Raw genomic sequence first — 21,974 nt, 5'->3', positions numbered from 1 at the left:
GGGGCGCCACTACGTTGGGCCCATGCAGACCGTCACCGTGAGCGGGACAGGGACGAGCACGGTCACGCCCGACAGCGCGGTCGTCCGCCTGGCCGCTCTGGCCCGCGGGGCCGGTGTCGGCGAGGCCTACTCCGCCATGACGGCGGCGGCGGGCTCGATCGTCGAGGTCGTGCGACGTCACACCGAGGAGCGGCGCATCGCCTCCTCCGGGGTCACCGTGTGGCCGTGGCACGACCGAACCGGCACGCGGCTGGGCTTCGAGGCCCGCCACTCCTACGTGGTCGGGTGCGCCGACCTCGCCTGCGCGGGCGCCATGCTCGCCGAGCTGGCGGCCGAGGTCGGGGACGGCCTCGTGGTCGACAGCGTCGGCCTGGAGGTCACCGAGGACCACGGCGCGGCCGACGAGGCCCGCGAGGCCGCGTTCCACGACGCCCGCGACAAGGCCGCCCAGCTCGCGCGGCTGGCGGGGGCGGGCCTGGGAGCCGTGCAGTCGATCGTCGAGGGCGACGGCGGGCGCGGGCCGTCGCCGATGCCCCGCGCGGCGATGGCGCGGGACGCGGCCGGGGGCCTGGAGGCAGGGGAGACGGCGGTGACCACGTCGGTGACGGTGGTGTGGGAGCTGGCCTACTGACCCGCGCGCCCGACGACCTCGGCCACCAGCGCGGCGCTGAGCCCGGCGAAGGGAAGCCCCGATCCGGTCGTGGCGTGCGCACCGGCGGCCAGGACCCCCGGGATCGGTGTGCGCGGGCCGAGCCGGGTGCGGGCCGTGCGGGGGCCCTGCCACTGCACGCCGTGCGGTGAGCCGCCCCAGGCCTCGACGAGGTCGCGGGGCGTGCGGTCGACGCGGGTGACGACCTGCCGCCGCACGTCGATCCCGTGCCGGGCCAGGGCGGTGAGCACGTCCTCGGCGATGCGGCCGCGAGCCAGGACCGTCCACGCCGCGCCGTCGTGCGGCGCGCGCCCCCCGGTGCGCACGACGAGGAGCGGGTCGCCGTGGAGGACGACCTCGTGCGGCAGCTCGGGGAGCGGCCGGTCGGTCGTGTCGAGCCCGACGTGGCACACGACCGGCGGGAGGGCGGGCGTGGTGCGCCGGACGTACGTCGCCAGTGCGGGCAGTCGCCGCGGGTCGACGGCGACGACCACGAGGTCCGCGGCGACCTCTCCGCCGGCGACCTGCACCGCTGCGACGCGCCCCTCGCGCACCACCAGGTCGGTGGCGTCCGTGCCCGTCAGGACGGTGACCCCGCGCAGGGAGAGCCGGTCGGCCATCGCGGTGCCGAGGGCGGCCAGGCCGCCCGGGACGGTCCAGGCGCCGAAGCGCTGCTCGAGGTAGGCGTCCACCCCCGCCATGACAGGCGCGTCCCGCAGGTCGTGCCCGTCCATCACGAGGCGGTGTCCGGCGACCAGTCGCAGTCGTTCGTCGCGCAGCGCACGGCGCAGCCGCTTGTGCAGGGACTCGCGCCGAGCGAGCAGGTCGGTGAGGGCGCGTGGGGCCACGTCGGGGTCGAAGGGCCGCTCGTACCACTCCTTGCGCAGCAGCTCCCACGTCTCGCCGTACGACGCCACGTGGTCGATCCACTGCTGCCCCAGGCCCTGGCCGAGCCGCTCGAACGCCTCGAGCTGCGCGGCGCGGGATCCTCCCGGTAGCCCCAGCGACGTGCCGTCCTCGAACCGGTGCTCGCGGACCAGGTCGAGGGGCTGGAGGTCGACCTCGCGCTCCAGCGGACGCCCGGACTTGCGGAACAGGTCGCGGACCACCGCGGGCAGCAGGGTGCTGGTGGGGCCGGCGTCCCAGGCGAAGCCGGCGCGCTCGACGGTCGTCAGGGCGCCACCGAGGCGCTCGGAGCGCTCCAGCAGGGTGACGTCGTGCCCGAGCTTGGCCAGGCGCGCGGCGGCAGCCATGCCGCCGAAGCCGCCGCCGACCACCACCACGCGAGCCACGGGAGGAACCCTAGGGCCCGGGGCCGGAGGACGGGTCAGGCGACCCGGTGGACCGGCTCCGCCTTCTTCCAGCGACGCCATCCGCGACGTACGAGCCGGGCGAGGAGCACGACGGCGACGAGTCCGAGCAGCAGCAGGACGCCGGCCACGGCGGCCGCGGTGCGGGGGTGCTCGATGGCGAACCACACCACGACCAGGACGACGGCGTCCTCGGTGAGGCTGGCCACGACGTTGGTCACCGGTTCGGGGGAGGCGTTGATCGCGAGGCGGCTGCTGGCCTTGACGAGGTGGCTCAGCAGGGCGGTGCCACCGCCGACGACACCGAGCACGGCCTGGTCGAGCGTGGAGGCGTCCCCGGCGAGGAGCACGCCGATCACGGCGCCTGCCGTCGGGCGGATCGCGGTGGAGATCGCGTCCCAGGTGGAGTCGATGAAGGGGACCTTGTCGGCGATGAACTCCATCGCGTAGAGGAAGCCCGCGGCCGCGAGCACGTCCCACCGGCCGAGCGCGTCGGGGATCTCGGCGAACGAGCCGAGGCGGTCGGAGATCCCGAGCACGAGGACGACGAGGTAGGCGTTGATGCCGCTCGCCCATCCGCTGGAGAAGGTCAGCGCCAGTGCGTCCACGGTGCGCCTCAGTCCACGCTGACCTCGACGGCTCCGGTCATCGCGACCAGCTCGTCGAAGGTCGTCGAGAACACGGCCGACGGGTGCCCGGCGGCCGCCCACACCACCGGGTGCCGGCGCAGCCAGGGGTCTATCCACGTCCGGACGGGTGCCGGGTGGTCGATCGGGGAGACGCCGCCGATCACCTGCCCGGTGTGCCGCCGTACGAAGTCGGGGTCGGCACGGCGCAGCCGGGCCACCCCGATGCGCTCGGCCACCGCGACGGTGTCCACCCGGTGCGCCCCCGACGTGAGGATCAGGACGGGCTCGCCGTCGGCGTCGAAGAGCAGGCTGTTGGCGATGGCGCCGACCTCACACCCCAGCGCGGCCGCGGCGAGTGCCGCGGTGTGGACGCTGTCGGGCAGGATGACCACCTCGCCGGTGCCACCGCGCCGGGAGAGGTCGCCTCGAAATGAGGTGATGGATGCGTGCTCGATCGCCATGATGCGAGCCTAGCGACGAACGACGATGAGCTCAGGGGGAGTTTGATGGCGCGCGACCTGCCGGGATCCGTGGTCAACAGCGTGCGGGTGCTCGGCCTGATCGTGGCCACCGCCGGAGTGATCACGCTCCTGATCTGGTGGATGCGCGACGAGGTGATCCTCGGCTGGGCGGAGGGCAACCCGTCGGCCCAGGAGCTGCTCGCCCAGGGCGGCATCGAGCTGCTGCGGGAGAGCCCGATCGTGCCGGGCTTCGTGGCGCTGGCCGTGGTCGCCTTCGTCGGTTTCGCGGTGCTGGCGCTCGTGCTCGGGTCGTTCTTCGTCGCGGGGCACGGCTGGACCCGCCCCGTCCTGGCGGCCACGGCGGGCGTCGGGGTGCTGGTCGGCGTGGTCTGCCTCGACGCCCAGCTGCCCACCGTCTTCGTGGTGCTCTCTGCGCTCGTCATCCTCGAGGGCCTGGTGCTGTCGTTCTTCCTGTGGCGCCGGGACACGACCGAGTACCTGCGCCGGGTCTGACCCTTCCTCCGGTCGCCCACCGACCGCGACCCGACTTCCGGCCGGCTCTTGACGCGTTGTCGGTGGGGAGTAGTACCGTTCGTGGTGTTCGAACAGATGTTCGATGCGATCCGGGTGGCGGTGACCTCGACCCCCACCGCCCCCGGGTCGGCCGAGGGGTCGACGATGTGCGAGGAGGCGCGATGCAGCAGTACGACGACCCCGTCGAGGTGCGACGAGGCGAGGCGGAGGACCCCGACCAGTTCCTGTGGCGGGGCAGGTTGTGGAAGGTGCGCGCGGTCCTCGCGCACCGGGTGGACACCGGCCGCGAGCTGTGGCGGGTCGTGGCGGGCCGGGGGCCGGGCACCGGCCGCGCCGTCCGCCCGGTCGCCGGCGACGAGCAGGCGATGCAGGGCGTCTTCGACCTCACCTTCGACGGCACCGACGGGCGCTGGCAGCTCGTCGGGTGCCCGGACTGAGGCGGCCGTGATGGGTCCCCACATGCTCCCGGCCACCGCCCACTCCTACCTCGAGCGGTCGGCGACGTCGCTGCGTGACGCGATCACCGCGAGAGACGTGCCCACCCGCTATGCCTGCGCCCACGTGGCGGCACTGTGTGCCGCTGCGGCGTTCCTGGCCGCCCGTGCCCGGCCCGCGCCCCGGGCGCGCCGGCAGAAGAACGCATGGGTCCTGCTCGCCGAGGTCGCGCCCGAGCTGTCGGAGTGGGCGACGTTCTTCGCCGCCGGCGCCGCCAAGCGCGCGGCGGCCGAGGCCGGCTCGACCCGGGCGGTCACCGAGCGCGAGGCCGACGACCTGGTGCGCGACGCCGACCGGTTCCTGGCCGTCGTCGAGCAGGCCCTCGGCCTGGTCCCGCACGCCAGCGTCGCCTGAGGGAGCGTGAGGTGTCGGTGCCGGGCAAGCCGGCGGAGTCCGCCCACGCACTAGGGTTGGGCCCATGCAGCCCACCGCCTCAGCCAGCGAGCGCCGTCAGTCGGTCCGGGCCGGCGTGGTCTGGGACGGCGTACGCCGGTTGCTGGAGGAGTCCGCGGCCTCGGGGGAGCAGCGGGCGCGCATCGTCGACGTCGGGGGCGGTACGGGCGGGTTCGCCGTGCCACTGGCCGAGCTCGGCCACACCGTCCAGGTCATCGACCCCAGTCCCGACGCCCTTGCCTCCCTCGACCGACGCGCGCGTGAGAGCGGCGTCGCCGACCGGGTCACCGGCCAGCAGGGCGACCTCGACGACCTGCCGAGCCTGGTCGAGGAGGCCGATCTCGTGCTGTGCCACGGCGTGCTCGAGATGGTCGACGACCCGTCCGCCTCGCTGTCGGCGATCGCCGGCGTCCTGCGTCCCGGCGGACACCTCAGCCTCCTCGTCGCGCAGCGGCACGCCGCCGTGGTGGCTCGCGCGATGGCCGGGCACTTCCAGGCCGCCCGCGAGCTCCTCGACGGCGACGCCGCCCCGACCGGTGGTCGCGGCGGGCGCCGCTTCACCCGCGACGAGGTCCTCGACCTCCTCGGGGCGGTCGGGCTGGAGGCCGTCTCCGTGCACGCGGTGCGGGTCTTCTCCGACCTGGTTCCCGGCAGCCTCCTCGACCTCGAGCCGGGTGCGACCGCGGCCCTCGTCGAGCTCGAGCGGGCGGTCGCCTCGCGCCCGGAGTACCTCCCGCTGGCCGCGCAGGTCCACGTCCTGGCTCGCCGCTGACCTTCACGCACGGGACGCCGACGCGTCCGTCGTGCCCTCCTCCGGCGGTCCCGCATGACCGACACGCCGCTCCTCCACGTGGACATGGACGCCTTCTACGCCTCCGTCGCGCTGAGGGAGCGACCTGACCTGGTCGACCAGCCCGTGGTCGTGGGGGGCAGCGGGCGAGGTGTGGTGCTCGCCGCCAACTACGTGGCCCGGCGCTACGGCATCCACTCGGCGCTGCCGATGGCCCGGGCGCGACGCCTCTGCCCACAGGTCGTCGTGCTCGCGCCCGACTTCGACACGCTGACCAGCGTCTCGGCGTCGGTGATGGCCACCTTCCGCGAGGTGACGCCCCTCGTCGAGTCGATCTCGCTGGACGAGGCGTTCCTCGACGTCCGGGGAGCAGTCCGTCGTCTCGGTCCGCCCGCCCGCATCGCCGAGCAGCTGCGATCGACCGTCCATGACGAGCACGGCATCACCTGCTCGGTCGGGGTGGCGGCATCGGTGTCCGTCGCCAAGCTCGGGAGCCGGCGCGCCAAGCCCGACGGCGTGCTGGTCGTGCCACCGGCGGAGGTCGCCTCGTTCCTGCACCCGCTCGATGTCGGGGAGCTCTACGGCGTGGGCGAGAAGACGCGGGCCCTGCTCCACCGGATCGGGCTGGTCACGGCCGGCGACGTCGCGCGCACCCCGCTCGAGGACCTGCAGCGCGCGGTCGGACGCCACCTCGGTCACGAGCTCCACCACCTCGCCTGGGGCACCGACCGCGGCGAGCTGCACGTCGGCGCCGGTCCGCGTGCGGTGGAGAAGTCGATGGGGGCCCAGGAGACCTTCGCACGTGACAGCGACGACCGGGATGTGATCGTCCGTGAGCTGCTGCGCCTCTCCGCGCGCGTCGCGGCACGGATGCGCGCGGCCGGCGTGGCGGGGCGCACCGTCGCCCTCACCGTGCGCTTCGCCGACTTCACCACCATCACCCGGTCGCGGACGCTCGCCGAGGCGACCGACGTGACGGTCGAGATCCATGGCGCCGCGACCGGGCTCTACGACCGGCTGGCGCTGCGGCGCACCCCTCTGCGGCTGGTCGGCGTCCGGGTGGAGGGCCTCGTGCCGCGTGCCACGGTGCACCACCAGCTCGCGCTCGGTGAACCGGATCGGGGCTGGGCCGAGGCGGACCGCGCGGTCGACCGGGCGACGCGGAGGTTTGGCGCGGCCGCCGTACGCCCGGCGAGCCTGGTCTGACGGCTGGCCACCACCTGCGTGCGGGTGGAATTTTGGGGGGACGCCTACCGTGAGCGCAGGAGCGTGCCTAGACTTGAGACACGAAGGTGAGGAGGAACCGTGGAGCTCTCCGAGGAAGAACTGCGACTGCTCGAGCAGATGGAGCGCGCCCTCGTCGAAGAGGATCCCAAGCTCGCCTCCACCCTGCGCGGCACCTCGATCGCGCGCACGGCCCGCCGTCGCATGGTCGCCGGCGGTGCCATCGTGCTGGTCGGCATCGGGTGCCTCGTCGTCGCGGTGCTGCTGGACCTCAGCTCGGTGCTCCAGACGATCGTCGGCGTGGTCGGCTTCGTCGTGATGCTGGGCGGCACGATCCTCGCGCTCACCTCCACGCGCACCGCCGGGCACCAGCCCGCCAAGGTGCGGTCCTCGGGACGCACCGGCTTCGGGGTCGTCGACGGCGGCCGCTCGCACCGCCCCGGTCGGCCCGGCCGCCAGCGCTCCGGCGCCCCCTTCATGGAGCGCATGGAGGAGCGGTGGCGTCGACGCCGCGAGCGCGGCTTCTGATCCGTCCCACCTGATCCCTGACAGACCTCCGGCGCCTGTCACCAACGCCCGGTCCTCGGACCGGGCGTTCGTGCGTACGGTGTGGTGCGAGGGCGCACCAGTGAGGTCGACTGCGAAGGCTGACGACAACGATCCCCGCGCGGGACCGTCAGCCGACCAGCTCGTCGACAGACGTCTCGTCGGCGGTGGCCCCGGCGCGTGTCTGGCCGGCGCGGGTGCGTGAGCGCCAGGACGTGCGCCGTCCCGCCACCGAGGCAGGCCACCACGCGGCGCGGCGCACCTCACGCGGCGTGACGCCGGCTGCCAGGGCCTCCTCGACGATCACGAGGTCGTCGGCGAAGCGATCGGCGGTGAAGGTCTCCGGGTCGCGGGCGTAGCGGCTGTGCTCGAGCGCCGCGACGAGCCGGTCGAGGGCGTGCGAGGCCTCGGGCGCCTGGTCGCGACCGCGGCGGGGGCGGTCGGGGCGGGAGGAGTCGTGGACCGGTGTCGCGAGCAGCCGGCCGAGCCAGTCGCCGGTGCGCCGGGGGGAGCGTCCGGTCGGCCAGGCGTGGCCGAGGTCGTGCGCGACGTCGCGCAGCTCGAGCCACAGGTCCTCGATGTCGCCGGCCAGCCGGCGTCGGCGCCGCGCCCCGCGGACCAGCCGGGGCGTCATCAGGGCCAGCGCGACCAGCGCGAGTCCCAGCAGCGTCGCCAGGACCAGGCGCCACGGGAACGAGGAGGCCTCCTCCTCGGTGGTCGCATCGGCTGCGTCGGGCTCCTCGCCGCGCTCGGGCAGCAGCTCGCTGGAGCTGCTCGCGCTGGGGGACGCGGTCTCCGTGACCGCCTCGAACTCGGCCTCGGTGTAGGCCGGCGGTTGCGTCGCGCGCGCCTGTGGCGTCGGCTCGAACCGGACCCAACCGGACCCGGGGAAGTAGAGCTCGGGCCACGCGTGCAGGTCGCGCGAGGAGAACTCCCACGACCCGTTGGTGGCGCGATCGGGTTCCAGGAAGCCCACCGCGACGCGGCTCGGGATGCCGATCACGCGCGCCATGATGGCCATCGCGGCTGCGAACTGCTCGCAGTAGCCGACGCGCTCGTCGAGGAAGGCCAGCAGGTCGGCGCCGCCGTCGCCCGCCGACGGCACCTGGCCGAGGTCGTAGCGGAAGCCGCCGTCCTCGCGGAACCACTGCTGCAGCACCTGCGCCTTCTGGAAGCGGGTCGGCGCCTCGGCGGTCACGCTCGCCGCCAGCCGCCTGATCTCGTTGTTGAGGGTGCTCGGCACCTCGCTGAAGATGCCCGCCACGGCGCCCGCACCTGAGACGGCGGAGTTCATCGAGTCGGCGTCGTAGGTGAGCTGCACGCCGGTGAAGTCGTACGTGCTGTCGGCGGTGGTGACATCCTCGCGGGCGGCGATGACGTCGCGGGTGTTGACGTCGTAGCGCCAGTCGGTGCCGGCGGCGATCCGGGTCGTCTGCGCCGCGGTGGGCAGCCACGCGGAGGAGAAGTCGGGGCCGACGCGCACGTCGTACTTGAACTCGCGGCGTGGCACCTCGAGGCTGACGCCGTCGAGCGGCGGGAGCGCACCGGTTGCCGACTGCGACTCCGGGATCTCGCGGTCACCGGGGGTCCACTCCGACCCGCTGAAGCGGGAGAGGACCGAGATGCGGAGGTACGACGGCTTCGGCCCGGACGTCGTGACCCACAGCAGCGGCACGTCCTCGCCGCGACGCAGGTCGCGGCGCAGGTCGACCATGGGGTCCTTGACCTCCACCTCGCGGGTGCCGGGCCCGTTGCCCTCGAACACGCTCATGCTCATCGTCGGCACCGCCACGGGGACCACCACCGCCAGCGCGATGGCCGTCGCGCCGAGGGCGAGCGCGGTGTTGCCGATCGCCCCGGTGCGGACGGAGAACGAGCCCTTCTCGCCGTCGGGGGCGCGTCCCCAGCCCGCGACGTAGCTGCTGTGCTGGAGGAAGACCAGGGTGAGGAACAGGCCGGCGACCACGGCGAACAGCCACCACGAGACCGCGTTGCCGGTCACCGCGACCGGGAGGGTGTAGGCCGCGAGCAGCACGAGACCGGCCACCGGCGCGCGACGCAGCGTGCAGGCGACGACGTCGACCAGCAGCACGACCAGCGTGCCGCCGATCAGCAGCAGGGGGTGCACAGGTGGTACGCCGAGCTGGACCGGCGCGGCGTAGGCGCGGGAGCTCTCCAGCGCGCCCTGCAGCGCGGCCGCGAAGACGTCGACGTTGTCAGGGGTCAGGACGGGCGAGCCGGTGGTCGTCCCGAGCACCAGGAGCGCGCCGATCACGAGCTGGGCGGCGACGATGCCGGCCGCGGGCAGCCGTTGCCAGCGGGCCAGCGCGCCCGACCCGGCGAGGACCACACCGATGAGCAGCAGGGGCATGCCGACCTCGGCGAAGCCCTCGGTCAGCACCCGCCAGGACAGGACCGTGGCCCAGGCGGCGAGCAGCGCGACGCCGGCCAGCCGGAGCTGCTGGGGGAGCGTGCTCCACGGGGCGTTCATCGTGCGGCCCCCGCGGAGGCGGTCGCCCGGCTCTGCAGCAGCCCGAGCTCCTGCCAGGCGGTGTCGAGCCGGTCGCGCGGTCCGACCGTGACGGACCGCCATCCCGTGGACGTGAGGTGGGCGGCGGCACCCGGGCCGGGCTGGGCGGGCAGGTGCGGTGCCCACGCGTCGACGTCGAGGGCGATCGCCAGGCTCGAGGAGGCATGGTGCTGCAGGCGCCGCAGGAACGGCAGGTCGGTCTCCCCGAGACCGCCGAAGACACCGATCGTGAGTCCGCCGTGCCCGGGCTCGGCGAGCCACTGGGTGTCGGGGGCGGGGGAGTGGTCGAGCTGCACGACCGCGAGGGACTCGAGCAGCGGGATCGTTCCGGCCTCGGCGGTGTGCGAGTGCCACTCGGTCTCGCGGCTGTCGCCTGAGGCGGTGACCAGACGCACGGTGTAGCCGTGGTGGGCGAGGTGGACGGCGATCGAGGCGGCCGCCGACACCGCGCCCTCCAAGGAGCTGGCCGCGCCCTGACCACGGTGCGAGGTGCCGCGGTTGTCGAGGAAGACGGTCGCCCGCGACTGCCACGGCTGCTCCTCGCGACGCACCATCAGCTCGCCCACGCGTGCCGAGCTGCGCCAGTGGACCCGACGCAGGTCGTCGCCGCGGCGGTACTCGCGGACCGTGACGTCCTCCGCGCTGCCGGTGGCGAACGCGCGGGGCCGGTTGTCGCCCGACCCGGTCCACGCACCGCCCAGCGGGATGCTCGGCAGGGAGATGGTGCGTGGCGTCACCGTGAGCCGGGCGGTGGCGTGGAACGTACGTCCGAGCTCGACGAGGCCGAACGGGTCGGTGACGCGCACCGACATCGGTCCGATGTCGAACTGCCCGCGCAGCTCCGAACGCACCTGGTAGGTCGCGTGACGGCGCCAGCCGTGGCCGAGCCCCTCGAGGACGAAGCGGGGACGCGTGCCGAGGACGTAGGGGAGCCGCTCCTCCAGCAGCAGCACACCGGTCGGGGTGCGCGACTCGTTGGAGACGGTGAGCTCGACCGTGGCCGGCTGGCCCGCGACGACGAGCTGCGGCGAGACCGTACGCACGAGCGAGAGGCGGTAGCGGGACCGGCCGACCCACCACGCGGTGAGAAGGGGCAGCACAGCGACGAGCACGCCGATGCGCACCACGGACGAGTGGCCCACGACGATGGCCGCGACCACGGTCGTGATGCCCGCGGCCAGGAAAGCCCGTCCGCGGACGGTCAGGGCGCCGAGTGCCTCACGCACGGCTGCCGCGGGAGTCGGATGCCGAAGGCACGGGCACGGACTCCACGATCCCCGACAGGATCGAGGAGGTGGTGCGTCCGCTCATCGTCGCCTCGACGTTGGGGAGCAGCCGGTGCGCGAGGACAGGCGAGGTGATCCCGTGGATGTCGTCGGGCAGGACGTAGTCGCGCCCCTGGGTCGCGGCCACGGCCTTGGCGGCCCGCACCAGGTGCAGCGTGGCACGGGGCGAGGCACCGAGGTGCAGGTCGTTGCTGGTGCGGGTCGCGGTCGTGAGCGCCACTGCGTAGCGGTGCACGGCCGACGACACGTGCACCCGGCCGACGATCTCGATGACCTTGCGGACCTCGCCGGCGTCGGTGACCGGCTCGAGGTCGTCGAGCGGGTTGTGGGAGGTGTGCCCCTCGAGCATCGCGATCTCCGCCGACTCGACGGGGTAGCCGACCGAGACCCGGGCCATGAACCGGTCGCGCTGGGCCTCCGGCAGGGCGTACGTGCCCTCCATCTCGATCGGGTTCTGCGTCGCGATGACCATGAACGGCTTCTCGAGCTGGTAGGTCGCGTTGTCGACGGTGACCTGGCGCTCCTCCATGCACTCCAGGAGCGCCGACTGCGTCTTGGGCGACGCACGGTTGATCTCGTCGCCGACCACGACGTTGGCGAACACGCCACCGGGCCGGAACTCGAACTGACGGGTGTCCTGGTTGAACACCGAGACCCCCGTGACGTCGGAGGGCAGCAGGTCCGGGGTGAACTGGATGCGGCGCACCGAGCAGTCGATGCTGCGGGCGAGCGCCTTGCTGAGCTGGGTCTTGCCGACGCCGGGCACGTCCTCGATGAGGAGGTGGCCCTCGGCGAGCAGGACGACCAGGGCCGCGTTGACGACGTCGGGCTTGCCGGCGATCACCCGCTCGATGTTCTGGCGCACGGCTCCGGTCACCCGGCGCACGGTGTCGAGGTCGGGTGCCTGCCCGGAGAGCCCTGTCGTCACGTCTGTCCGTTCCCCTCGCTCGTGCTGCTCACGCTCGCCACCACGGTATGTGGTGCGCGCAACATACCCGTCCGGGCGCCCGCTTCCTCCACTTCGCTCCACCAGCGATGGCCGTCCCTCCCCACCGGCGCTCCACCCGCGCCCCCCACGACGCGTCCTGAGCGTGGATCCGGCGGGTTCCACGCCTGTGACCGCTCGGTGGTGGCGACCGCTGTGCGGCGCCGATCCGCGCCGGACGATCGAAATTCGTGCGTGAAACACGCGTGATCTGGTTGACGGTGGAGTGAAGTGGAGTACTGTGGTGCGAAGTGGGGGACAGGGTCGATCTGCCCGCCGAGCAAGGGGAGGTGCCGGATGTTCTTCGGCACCTACACGCCCAAGCTCGACGAGAAGGGCCGGCTCTTCCTCCCGGCGAAGTTCAGGGACGAGCTGACGGAGGGACTCGTGGTGACCAGGGGTCAGGAGCGCTGCCTCACCGTCTGGTCGATGGAGGACTTCGCCAAGCTCACCGACCGGCTCCGCGAGGCGCCGGTCACGCAGAAGAACACCCGCGACTACGTCCGCATGCTGTTCGCCGCCGCCAGCCAGGAGGTGCCGGACAAGCAGGGACGCATCAACATCCCGGCACCGCTGCGGGAGTACGCCTCGCTCCGCAAGGAGTGCGTCGTCATCGGCTCGATGAACCGGATCGAGATCTGGGACCCGACCGCCTGGGCGACCTACTCCGAGGAGCAGGAGCAGAAGTTCTCCGAGCTCAGCGACGAGGTCTTCCCCGGCATCTGAGCACCACCCGAGCGTCACCACCCGAGCGTCACCACCCGAGCGTCACCACCGACAACTCCACAGCTGACATCGCGACCCGCATCACCAGGTCTCGAGCCCGCTCCTCGCGTGGCCATCTGGGGCACTTCCCCGGCACCAGAGGGCCATCCCATGCAGGGAGCGGGCAGGGACCTGGTGCGGCGGCTCACCCCGTGCCACACGACGGGGGGTGTCAGCCGCACCGCCAGCCAGCACACGTCAGCAACCAGCAGCAACAAGTGGGGTCGAGACCATGAGCACCACCCAGCCCTTGGGACGCAGCGCAGCGGCACCGCCGCTGCGGGTGCGCGACCAGGCGCGCGAGGCGGCCGCGCTGATCGCGTTCTCCGCAGCCACGGCGTGCAGCCTCGCCCTGGCACTCCTGCTGCTGACGCACCTGGGCTCCCAGGGCTGAGCAGATGACGACTCCTCGCCACGCCCCGGTGCTCCTCGACCGGGTCGTCGCCCTGCTGGCGCCTGCGCTCGAGGCACCCGGCTCGGTCTACCTCGACTGCACGCTCGGTCTCGGCGGCCACAGCGAGGCCGTCCTCGAGCGCCTGCCGCACACCCGCGTCATCGGGATCGACCGCGATCCCGAGGCCTTGCGGATGTCGTGCGAGCGGCTCGCCGACCACGGCGAGCGGTTCACCGCCGTCCACGCGGTCTACGACGAGCTCCCCGAGGTGGTCGCCTCCCTCGGCCTCGACCACGTCGACGCCGTCTTCTTCGACCTCGGCGTCTCGTCCATGCAGCTCGACGTCCGTGAGCGCGGCTTCGCCTACGCCGAGGACGCCCCGTTGGACATGCGGATGGACCCCACGACCGGCATCACCGCCGCCGAGCTCCTCAACACCGCGACCGCCCAGGAGCTGACCCGCATCCTGCGCGAGTACGGCGAGGAGAAGTTCGCCAGCAAGATCGCCCGCGAGGTGGTCCGGCGACGCGAGACCACGCCGTTCAGCACGAGCGCCGACCTCGTCGAGCTGCTCTACGCGACCATCCCCGCACCGGCACGGCGAACGGGCGGCCACCCGGCCAAGCGCACCTTCCAGGCGCTGCGGATGGCGGTCAACGACGAGCTCGCCGTGCTGCGCCGCGCCATCCCCGCCTCGCTGGAGGTGGTCGGCGTCGGCGGTCGCGTGGTCGTGGAGTCCTACCACTCGCTGGAGGACCGCCTGGTCAAGCGCGCGTTCGCCGACGCCACCCGCCTCGACGTCCCGCCGGACCTGCCCTTCGTGCCCGAGGGGGCGGAGCCGGCGTTCCGGCTCGTCACCCGCGGTGCCGAGCAGGCCGACGAGTACGAGATCGCCGAGAACCCTCGCGCCGCCTCCGTGCGCCTGCGCGCCGTCGAGCGCGTCCGCCCCCGATCCGCCACCCGCTCCACTTCCCCAGGAGTCGCCCGATGAGCAGCCCCGCCCTCCAGTCACGCACGCGTGTCACCCGCATCGCCCAGGAGGCCGTCGACCGGGCCCGGCTCACGGTCGTGCCGCGGGTGCGGACGCGGGCGCCGCGGGTGCCGTTCGTGACGCTCGTCAGCCTCGTCCTCGTCGGTGGCATCGTCGGCCTGCTCCTGTTCAACACCTCCATGCAACAGGCCTCCTTCACGGCGTCGTCGCTGGAGACCCAGGCCGACACGCTCGCCGCGCGCGAGCAGACCCTGCGCCTCGAGCTCGACGAGCTCCGCGACCCGCAGCGCGTGGCGCTGCAGGCGCAGCAGATGGGGATGGTCATCCCCTCGGCGCCGGTGTTCCTCGACCTCGCGTCGGGCACGACGAGCGGCGTGCGCACCCCCGCCACCCGGGAGAACGCCATCCAGCTCCAGCCGCCCGCTCCGATCAAGCCGGCCAACCTGGCCCCGGCGCCCGTCGTCGTCGAGGTGCCGGCCGCCCCGGAGGCGACCGCCGCCACCACCCCCGCCGCCCCCGCCGCCCCCACGACCAAGCCGCGCAAGAACCGCAACCGTTGACGGCGCGCTCACGCCGACAGGCGTGGTTGCGGCCCTAGATTGTCGAGCAGGCCGGCTCCAGGCGGAGCCGTCCGGAGAAGAGGGAGACCAGTGTCGAGCACCCGCACCAGGCGTGGCGCCTCGCGCGGCGCGCCTATGCTGCGACTGCGGATCGGCTTCGTGCTCATCGCGATGGTCCTCTCGTTCTTCGGCGCCCGGCTGGTCCAGCTCCAGGGGGTCGACCCCCAGTCGTACGCCGCGATGGCCGCGGCCGAGGGCGCGGCGCGGGTGACGCTGGTGGCCGAGCGGGGCGACATCCTCGACCGCAACGGCGTCCCGCTGGCCGACTCGATCAAGGGCAAGATGGTCATCGCGGACCCGGCCCTCACGGCGGACCGGGCGCCCGAGCTGGCCCGGCTGCTCTCGGAGCGGCTCTCCGTCGACTACTTCAAGGCCCTCACCGCCCTCCAGGGGCGTACGGAGGGCAGCCGCTACGAGTTTGTCGCCCGCCGCGTGCCCAGCACCCTCGCGACCGACACGCTCGCCGCCGTCCAGGAGGCCGGGTTCGAGGGCGTCTTCCTCCAGGACGACCCGATCCGGGCCTATCCGGCCGGCGACGTCGCGGCCAACCTGCTCGGCTACATGGGCACCGACGAGCCCCTCGGCGGGTTCGAGCGCACCTTCGACGAGCAGCTCGCCGGCGTCGACGGCGAGGCCACCTGGCAGTCCAACTCCGGCAAGGGCGTCCGGATCCCGCTGCGCGAGAGCACCCTCGAGGCCGCCCGCAACGGCGAGCCCCTGCGCACCACGATCGACCGCGACCTGCAGTGGTTCACGCAGAAGGTGCTGGCCCAGACGGTCCAGCAGTACCGCGCCGAGAGTGGTGCTGCGGTGGTCATGGACACCCGCACCGGTGAGGTCCTCGCCCTCGCGGACGTCCCGACCTTCGACGCCAACGCGCCCACCGAGGCGCAGTCCACCGACGACCTCGGCTCACGCGCGATGAGCAACACCTATGAGCCGGGCTCGGTGGCGAAGGTGCTCACCGCCGCCGCGCTCATCGACGCCGACAAGGCCTTCCCGCGCCAGCGGTTCCGGGTCCCGCCCAACCTCGCGCGCCAGGACCGCGTCATCGGCGACTGGTTCGACCACGGCAACATCCGGCTCACCCTGGCCGGCATCATCGCCAAGTCGTCCAACATCGGCACCGTGCTCGCCGCCGACGCGTTCACGCCGGTCCAGCTCGTCGACTACCTGAACAGGTTCGGCCTCGGCCGGCGCACCGACATAGGCGTACGGGGTGAGACGCCCGGCATCCTCACGCCCGGCGAGGCGATGACGTCGCAGACCAAGGACCGCGTCGCCTTCGGCCAGTCGCTGTCGGTCAACGTCGTCCAGATGGCCGCCGCGGTCAATACGATCGCCAACGACGGCGTCCGGGTCTCCCCGAGCGTCATCTCGGGCACGGCCGTCACCGACGACGGCGTCACCGTCGGCACCGACGTCGCGACCCGCGAGCGCGTGGTCAGCAAGCAGGCGGCCCGGGGCACGGCGAAGATGATGGAGAAGGTCGTCGACCCCGAGGACGGAGTGGCTCCCCGCGCGCAGGTGCCGGGCTACCTCGTGGCCGGCAAGACCGGCACCGCGCAGCGCGTCGACGGCGACTGCGGCTGCTACGACGGCAGCACGTCGGTGTCCTTCGGCGGGTTCGCGCCCGCGGACGACGCCCGCTTCACCGTCTACGTGGTGGTCCACGCACCCAAGGTCGACGGGGGCGGCGGCTCGGTCGCCGGGCCCGTCTTCTCGCGCATCATGGGCTACGTCCTGGGCCGCTACGGCGTCGAGCCGACCGGCGGCACACCGTCGCGGCTCCCCGTCGAGTGGTGAGCCGATACGCTCGGCCGGTGGACGACAAGCCAGCCGACCCGGCCACCGCGACGCGCCCGCGCACGGCCCCGTCGATCCCTGCGGCCGAGCTCGCCGACTGGCTCGACGGCACGCTCGGGCACGGAGCGGAGGTCGCCCGGCACGGCGACCTGTCCGTCGTCGTCTCCGGCCTGTCCCTCAGCACCGCCCGGCTGCGCCCCGGTGACCTGTACGCCGCCCTCCCGGGTGCCCGCGCCCACGGCGCCGACTTCGCCGGCCAAGCCCTCGCGGCCGGCGCCGTCGCGGTGCTGACCGACGCCGCGGGTGCCGACCGTCTGCCGGCCGGGACGCCGGCGATCGTGGTGCCCGACCCGCGTCGCGTCCTCGGTCGTCTCGCGGCCCACCTGCACGGCGATCCCGCCACCGCGCTGCGCGTCATCGGTGTCACCGGCACGCAGGGCAAGACGACCACGACCCGCGTCCTCGAGCAGGGCCTCACCGCCACCGGGATCACGTCGGCGGTGATCGGCACGGTCGGCACGCGGATCGCGGGGGAGGACGTGAGGACGCAGCTCACGACGCCCGAGGCTCCCGACCTGCACGCCCTCTTCGCGGTGATGCGCGAGCGCGGCGTCGAGACGTGCGCGATGGAGGTGTCGAGCCACGCGCTCGTGCTGGGCCGGGTCGACGGCGTGGTGTTCGACGTGGCCACCTTCCTCAACCTCGGCCGCGACCACCTGGACTTCCACGCCGACCTCGACGACTACTTCGCCGCGAAGGCCAGCCTCTTCACGCCCGAGCACGCGAAGCAGGGGCTCACCAACGTCGACGACGAGTTCGGCCGGCGGCTCCTCGACGTCGCCGCCATCCCGATGTCGACCTACTCCTCCGCCGGCGCCGACGCCGACTGGCGCGCCGTCGACGTCGACCTCTCGCCCGGCGGAGCCACCTTCACCGTGCTCGGCCCCGGGGTCGAGGTCGCAGCCGCGGTCGGCATCCCCGGAGAGTTCAACGTCTCCAACGCCCTCGCCGCCATCGCGTCGGCGGCCCTTGCGGGCCTCGACCCGGTCAAGGTCGCCGACGGCGTCGCGCGGGTCGGCGGGGTGCCCGGCCGCCTCGAGCCGGTGTCGGCCGGCCAGGACTTCACGGTGGTCGTCGACTACGCCCACAAGCCCGATGCGCTCGAGGCCGTCCTGGCCACGCTGCGGCCGTTGACCGACGGCCAGGTCATCGCGGTCGTCGGCGCCGGCGGGGACCGTGACACGGCCAAGCGGCCGATGATGGGGGAGATCGCGGCCCGGCTGGCCGACGTCGTCATCGTCACCGACGACAACCCCCGCACCGAGGACGCTGCCTCGATCCGCGCCGCCGTGCTGGCCGGCACCCGCGGCGGCTCCGCCGAGGTGCTCGAGATCGGCGACCGCCGCCTGGCGGTGCGCGAGGCCGTACGTCGCGCCCGTCCCGGCGACGTCGTGCTGATCGCCGGCAAGGGCCACGAGACCGGCCAGGAGGTCGACGGGGTCGTGCACCCCTTCGACGACCGGGTCGTCGCCGCCGAGGAGATCGCGGCGCTCGGGGGTGCGCGATGATCGAGATGACCCTGGCCGAGGTGGCCGACGTGGTGGGTGGCGTCGCCCACGGCACGGCCACCGTCACGGGCGGCGCCTTCGTCGACACCCGTACGCCGGAGCCGGGCGGCCTCTTCGTCGCGATCGCGGGGGAGCGGGTCGACGGGCACGACTTCGCCGAGGCGGCCGGTGCCGCCGGCGCCGTCGCCGTCCTCGGCAGCCGGCCGACCGCGTTGCCGACCGTCGTGGTCGAGGATGTCACCGCGGCACTCGGCGTGCTCGCGCGCCACGTGCTGGACCGGCTCCCCGACGTCGTCGTCCTGGCGATGACCGGCTCGCAGGGCAAGACCGGCACCAAGGACTACCTCGCGCACGTGCTCTCCGAGGCCGGGCCGACGGTGGCGACCCGTGGCAACTTCAACAACGAGCTCGGGGTGCCTCTGACGGTGCTGCGCGCGACGCCCGAGACCCGCCACCTCGTCGTGGAGATGGGCGCGCGCGGTGTCGGTCACATCGCCGAGCTCTGCCGGATCGCGCCGCCGCACGTCGCAGCCGTCCTCAACGTCGGGACGGCCCACATCGGCGAGTTCGGCGGCCGCGAGGCCATCGCCCGCGCCAAGGGTGAGATCGTGGAGGCGCTGCGCCCGGACGGGACGGCCGTCCTCAACGCCGACGACGACCTCGTCGCCGCCATGGCCGCCCGCACGAACGCGACGGTCGTCACCTTCGGCGACGGCTCCGGGGGTCGCGCCCCCGACGTCGCCGTCGGGGAGCTGACCACCGACGAGCTCGGCCGCCAGTCCTTCGAGCTGTCCCACCGTGGGTCAGGGGCCACGGTGCACCTCGCGCAGGTCGGTGCCTTCCAGTGGCGCAACGCCGCGGCTGCCGCCGCGATGGCCTTCGCCGCCGGGCTCGACCTCGACACCGTCGCCGAGTCGCTCGCCGATGCCGGCCCGGCCAGCCGGTGGCGCATGGAGGTCACCGAGCGCGCCGACGGCCTCGTCGTCGTCAACGACGCCTACAACGCCAACCCCGAGTCGATGCGCGCGGCGCTCGACACCCTCGCCGGGATCGGCTCCGGCAGCGGACGGCGTACGGTCGCCGTGCTCGGCGAGATGCTCGAGCTCGGCGACGAGGCGCCCGAGGCCCACCGGGGCGTCGGGGCGTACGCAGCCGGCCTCGGCATCGACGTCGTGGTCGTGGTCGGGCCAGCCGCCGCGCCGATCGCGGAGGGTTTCGACGCCGGCACGTCGGGCGGGGTGACCATCACCACGGCGGGCCGTGCCGAGGCCGCCGACTGGCTGCGGCACAATGTCTCGGCTGCTGATGTCGTCCTGGTGAAGGCATCACGGGGAGCGGCGCTGGAACTGATCGCCGACGACCTCCTCACCGGGAGCGGCAACGAAGGGAGAAGCACGAGATGAGAGCCATCCTGTTCGGAGGAGGACTCTCCCTGCTGATCTCGCTGCTCGGCACGCGCTACGCGATCCGCTTCTTCACCCGCCAGGGCTTCGGCCAGCCGATCCGTGACGACGGCCCGACGACCCACCACGTCAAGCGGGGCACGCCCACCATGGGCGGAGCGGTGATCATCCTCGCGACCGTGGTCGGCTACTTCGCCGCCAAGCTGATCACCCAGACGCCCCCGACAGCCTCCGCGCTGCTGCTGCTCTTCCTGCTCGTGGGCATCGGCGCGGTCGGGTTCCTCGACGACTTCCTCAAGGTCAGCCGCCAGCACAACCTCGGCCTGCGCAGCCGCGCCAAGATGATCGGCCAGACCGTCGTCGGGCTCGTCTTCGGCTTCCTCGCGCTCTCGCCCGTGCTCGAGGACGAGCGCGGCTGGCGGCCGGCCTCCGACCACCTGTCCTTCATCCGTGACTACGAGGGCATCACGCTCCCCACGGTCGTGGCGATCCTGCTGATCTGGCTCATCGTGACCGGTGCGAGCAACGCGGTGAACCTCGCCGACGGCCTCGACGGCCTCGCGGGCGGCGCCTCCATCCTGGTGTTCGCGGCCTATACGCTGGTCAACATCTGGCAGAACAGCCAGTCGTGCGCCCTCGAGGCCGGGCCCAAGTGCTACGAGGTCCGCGACCCGCTCGACCTCGCCGTCGTCGCCGCCGCCATCACCGGAGCGTGCTTCGGCTTCCTGTGGTGGAACGCCTCGCCGGCCCAGATCATGATGGGCGACACCGGCTCGCTGGCGCTCGGCGCGGCGATGGCCGGCTTCGCGATCATGACCCGCACAGAGCTGCTGCTCGTGATCATCGGCGGGCTGTTCGTCGCGATCACGGTCTCGGTGATGATCCAGGTCTCGGTCTTCAAGCTGAGCCGGGCCAGCGGTCTCTTCCGGAGCGTCTTCAGGGTGCAGCCCGGGCACCGCGTCTTCCGGATGACCCCGCTGCACCACCACTTCGAGATGCTCGGCTGGGAGCAGGTCACGATCGTGATCCGCTTCTGGATCGTCACCGGGCTGGCCGTCGCCACCGGTCTCGGCATCTTCTACGCCGAGTGGGTCGCCGGAATTGGCTGAGACACCTGACGTCGGCTCGCTCGGTCGCACCAGCGACTGGTCGGGCGTACGCGTGGTCGTCGCCGGCTTCGGCGTCTCCGGGTTCGCCGCCGCCGACAACCTGCTCTTCCTCGGCGCGCAGGTGACCGCCCTCGACGAGCACACCTCCGCCGAGAAGACCGAGAAGGCCGAGCTCCTCGAGACCCTCGGCGCGACGATCCGGCTCGAGCCGGGCGCCACCGCCGTGCTGCCGGACGGCACCGACCTCGTGGTCACCTCGCCGGGCTGGCGCCCCGACGCGCCGCTGCTGGCGCAGGCCGCCGATCGAGGCGTGCCGGTGTGGGGCGAGGTCGAGCTCGCCTGGCGGCTGCGCGACCCGGAGCACGCAGCACCGTGGCTCGCGGTGACCGGCACCAACGGCAAGACCACGACCGTGCAGATGCTGCAGTCCATCCTCCTCGCGGCCGGTCTGCGTGCGGTCGCCGTCGGCAACGTCGGCCTGCCGATCGTGGAGGCCGTGATGGACCCCGAGCCCTACGACGTCCTCGCCGTCGAGCTGTCGAGCTTCCAGCTGCACTACGCCCACTCGATGTCGGCCGAGTCCGCCGTCGTGCTCAACCTCGCCGAGGACCACCTCGACTGGTACGACGACGACCCCCACGACCAGCCCGGCGCGCGCACCGGGATGGAGAAGTACGCCGCCGACAAGGCGCGCATCTACGAGCGCGTCCAGCGCGCCTGCGTCTACAACCTCGCCGACCCCGCCACCGAGGCGATGGTCCGCGAGGCCGACGTCGTCGAGGGTGCGCGCGCGGTCGGCTTCACCCTCGGCATGCCCGGCCCCGGCAACCTCGGCGTCGTCGAGGACCTCCTCGTCGACCGCGCGTTCATCGAGGAGCGGGCGACCAGCGCCGCCGAGCTGTGCACGCTGGGCGACCTCGCCTCGCCCGCGCCCCACTTCGTCGCCAACGCCCTCGCGGCCGCCGCGCTCGCGCGCGCCCACGGCGTCAGCCAGCAGGCGGTCCGCGACGGCCTGCGGGCCTTCCGCCCCGACGGCCACCGGATCGCCCACGTCGCCGAGGCCGACGGGGTCACCTGGATCGACGACTCCAAGGCCACCAACCCGCACGCGGCACAGTCCTCCCTCGCGGCCTTCGAGGACGTGGTCTGGGTGGCCGGCGGGCTCGCCAAGGGCGCCCGCTTCGACGACCTCGTCCTCGCGGTCCGCGACCGGCTGCGCGGTGTCGTCCTGCTCGGACGCGACCGGCACGTGGTGGCCGACGCACTTTCGCGACACGCGCCCGATGTGCCGGTCATCGATGTGGGTGCCGACGAGACTGGGGACCCGATGGAGCGCGTGGTCGACGCGGCCGCCGGGCTCGCCAGGTCCGGTGACACGGTGTTGCTCGCGCCGGGCTGCGCCTCCATGGACATGTTCACCGACTACAGCGCTCGCGGCGACGCGTTCGCCGCGGCCGTGCACCGCCGGATCGCCCGCACGGACTGA

At 73.3% G+C, this 21,974-nt stretch carries 22 protein-coding genes; 16 read left to right on the top strand and 6 right to left on the bottom strand.

Annotated features, from left to right (window positions below; translation table 11 throughout):
• The first annotated feature begins 22 nt into the window (after window positions 1-22).
• Window positions 23-631 carry an SIMPL domain-containing protein gene (locus IE200_RS09250; protein WP_191279188.1) on the top strand — a complete coding sequence of 203 codons (609 nt, stop codon included), beginning with the start codon at window positions 23-25 and terminating at the stop codon, window positions 629-631.
• On the opposite strand, the gene IE200_RS09245 is transcribed toward IE200_RS09250, so the two are convergent.
• Genes IE200_RS09245 through IE200_RS09235 form a run of 3 tightly spaced genes read right to left on the bottom strand, consistent with a single transcriptional unit; the run spans window position 625 to window position 3,049 of the window.
• Window positions 625-1,941: a phytoene desaturase family protein gene (locus IE200_RS09245; protein WP_191279187.1), complete on the bottom strand. Its 1,317-nt coding sequence runs from the start codon at window positions 1,939-1,941 to the stop codon at window positions 625-627. The genes IE200_RS09250 and IE200_RS09245 overlap by 7 nt on opposite strands.
• A gap of 35 nt (window positions 1,942-1,976) precedes the next feature.
• Window positions 1,977-2,567, bottom strand: coding sequence for a DUF4126 domain-containing protein (locus tag IE200_RS09240; RefSeq protein ID WP_191279186.1), 591 nt, complete (start codon window positions 2,565-2,567; stop codon window positions 1,977-1,979).
• A gap of 8 nt (window positions 2,568-2,575) precedes the next feature.
• Window positions 2,576-3,049 carry a YbaK/EbsC family protein gene (locus IE200_RS09235; protein WP_191279185.1) on the bottom strand — a complete coding sequence of 158 codons (474 nt, stop codon included), beginning with the start codon at window positions 3,047-3,049 and terminating at the stop codon, window positions 2,576-2,578.
• A gap of 45 nt (window positions 3,050-3,094) precedes the next feature.
• On the opposite strand from IE200_RS09235, the gene IE200_RS09230 reads away from it, so the two are divergent.
• From IE200_RS09230 to IE200_RS09205, 6 genes are all read left to right on the top strand, one after another.
• Complete coding sequence (locus IE200_RS09230) at window positions 3,095-3,562, top strand: hypothetical protein (protein WP_191279184.1); 468 nt, start codon at window positions 3,095-3,097, stop codon at window positions 3,560-3,562.
• Window positions 3,563-3,744: 182 nt separating this feature from the next.
• Window positions 3,745-4,020, top strand: coding sequence for a DUF6504 family protein (locus IE200_RS09225; RefSeq protein WP_191279183.1), 276 nt, complete (start codon window positions 3,745-3,747; stop codon window positions 4,018-4,020).
• A gap of 10 nt (window positions 4,021-4,030) precedes the next feature.
• The gene (locus IE200_RS09220) at window positions 4,031-4,432 is read left to right on the top strand and encodes an SAV_6107 family HEPN domain-containing protein (protein WP_191279182.1); all 402 of its coding nucleotides are present in this window, start codon (window positions 4,031-4,033) and stop codon (window positions 4,430-4,432) included.
• A gap of 64 nt (window positions 4,433-4,496) precedes the next feature.
• Window positions 4,497-5,243, top strand: coding sequence for a class I SAM-dependent methyltransferase (locus tag IE200_RS09215; RefSeq protein WP_191279181.1), 747 nt, complete (start codon window positions 4,497-4,499; stop codon window positions 5,241-5,243).
• Between the two features lie 54 nt (window positions 5,244-5,297).
• Window positions 5,298-6,467, top strand: coding sequence for a DNA polymerase IV (dinB, locus tag IE200_RS09210; protein ID WP_191279180.1), 1,170 nt, complete (start codon window positions 5,298-5,300; stop codon window positions 6,465-6,467).
• A 99-nt stretch (window positions 6,468-6,566) separates the two neighbouring features.
• Entirely contained in the window at window positions 6,567-7,013 is a 447-nt protein-coding gene (locus IE200_RS09205) for a DUF3040 domain-containing protein (protein ID WP_191279179.1), read from the top strand.
• 148 nt (window positions 7,014-7,161) lie between these two features.
• Here IE200_RS09205 and IE200_RS09200 read toward each other — a convergent pair whose 3' ends face one another.
• Genes IE200_RS09200 through IE200_RS09190 form a run of 3 tightly spaced genes read right to left on the bottom strand, consistent with a single transcriptional unit; the run spans window position 7,162 to window position 11,775 of the window.
• Window positions 7,162-9,522 carry a transglutaminase family protein gene (locus IE200_RS09200; RefSeq protein WP_191279178.1) on the bottom strand — a complete coding sequence of 787 codons (2,361 nt, stop codon included), beginning with the start codon at window positions 9,520-9,522 and terminating at the stop codon, window positions 7,162-7,164.
• Entirely contained in the window at window positions 9,519-10,787 is a 1,269-nt protein-coding gene (locus tag IE200_RS09195; protein ID WP_191279177.1) for a DUF58 domain-containing protein, read from the bottom strand. The genes IE200_RS09200 and IE200_RS09195 overlap by 4 nt, the downstream gene beginning before the upstream one ends.
• Entirely contained in the window at window positions 10,780-11,775 is a 996-nt protein-coding gene (locus tag IE200_RS09190) for an AAA family ATPase (RefSeq protein ID WP_191279176.1), read from the bottom strand. The genes IE200_RS09195 and IE200_RS09190 overlap by 8 nt, the downstream gene beginning before the upstream one ends.
• A gap of 354 nt (window positions 11,776-12,129) precedes the next feature.
• On the opposite strand from IE200_RS09190, the gene mraZ reads away from it, so the two are divergent.
• The 9 genes from mraZ to murD all read left to right on the top strand — a co-directional run bounded on the left by mraZ (window position 12,130) and on the right by murD (window position 21,974).
• Entirely contained in the window at window positions 12,130-12,558 is a 429-nt protein-coding gene (gene mraZ / locus IE200_RS09185; protein WP_191279175.1) for a division/cell wall cluster transcriptional repressor MraZ, read from the top strand.
• 271 nt (window positions 12,559-12,829) lie between these two features.
• Window positions 12,830-12,991 (top strand): hypothetical protein, encoded by a 162-nt coding sequence (locus tag IE200_RS09180; RefSeq protein WP_191279174.1) that lies wholly within the window; start codon window positions 12,830-12,832, stop codon window positions 12,989-12,991.
• A gap of 4 nt (window positions 12,992-12,995) precedes the next feature.
• Window positions 12,996-13,982, top strand: coding sequence for a 16S rRNA (cytosine(1402)-N(4))-methyltransferase RsmH (gene rsmH, locus IE200_RS09175; RefSeq protein WP_191279173.1), 987 nt, complete (start codon window positions 12,996-12,998; stop codon window positions 13,980-13,982).
• A complete protein-coding gene (locus IE200_RS09170) occupies window positions 13,979-14,542 on the top strand; it encodes a hypothetical protein (RefSeq protein WP_191279172.1) in 564 nt (187 codons plus the stop codon). Before rsmH ends, IE200_RS09170 begins: the two co-directional genes overlap by 4 nt.
• 90 nt (window positions 14,543-14,632) lie before the next feature.
• Window positions 14,633-16,408 (top strand): peptidoglycan D,D-transpeptidase FtsI family protein, encoded by a 1,776-nt coding sequence (locus tag IE200_RS09165; protein WP_229856325.1) that lies wholly within the window; start codon window positions 14,633-14,635, stop codon window positions 16,406-16,408.
• Between the two features lie 17 nt (window positions 16,409-16,425).
• Window positions 16,426-17,976, top strand: coding sequence for a UDP-N-acetylmuramoyl-L-alanyl-D-glutamate--2,6-diaminopimelate ligase (locus tag IE200_RS09160; protein WP_229856323.1), 1,551 nt, complete (start codon window positions 16,426-16,428; stop codon window positions 17,974-17,976).
• On the top strand, window positions 17,973-19,379 hold the full coding sequence (locus IE200_RS09155) for a UDP-N-acetylmuramoyl-tripeptide--D-alanyl-D-alanine ligase (RefSeq protein WP_191279171.1): 1,407 nt from the start codon (window positions 17,973-17,975) through the stop codon (window positions 19,377-19,379). Before IE200_RS09160 ends, IE200_RS09155 begins: the two co-directional genes overlap by 4 nt.
• Window positions 19,376-20,488: a phospho-N-acetylmuramoyl-pentapeptide-transferase gene (gene mraY, locus IE200_RS09150; protein ID WP_191279170.1), complete on the top strand. Its 1,113-nt coding sequence runs from the start codon at window positions 19,376-19,378 to the stop codon at window positions 20,486-20,488. The genes IE200_RS09155 and mraY overlap by 4 nt, the downstream gene beginning before the upstream one ends.
• Window positions 20,481-21,974 carry a UDP-N-acetylmuramoyl-L-alanine--D-glutamate ligase gene (murD, locus tag IE200_RS09145; protein ID WP_191279169.1) on the top strand — a complete coding sequence of 498 codons (1,494 nt, stop codon included), beginning with the start codon at window positions 20,481-20,483 and terminating at the stop codon, window positions 21,972-21,974. The genes mraY and murD overlap by 8 nt, the downstream gene beginning before the upstream one ends.

This window comes from Nocardioides flavus (ex Wang et al. 2016) (genome assembly GCF_014653115.1).
In the GTDB taxonomy this organism is placed as follows: Bacteria; Actinomycetota; Actinomycetes; order Propionibacteriales; family Nocardioidaceae; genus Nocardioides; species Nocardioides flavus.
This window is presented reverse-complemented; position numbering and strand designations above follow the sequence as displayed.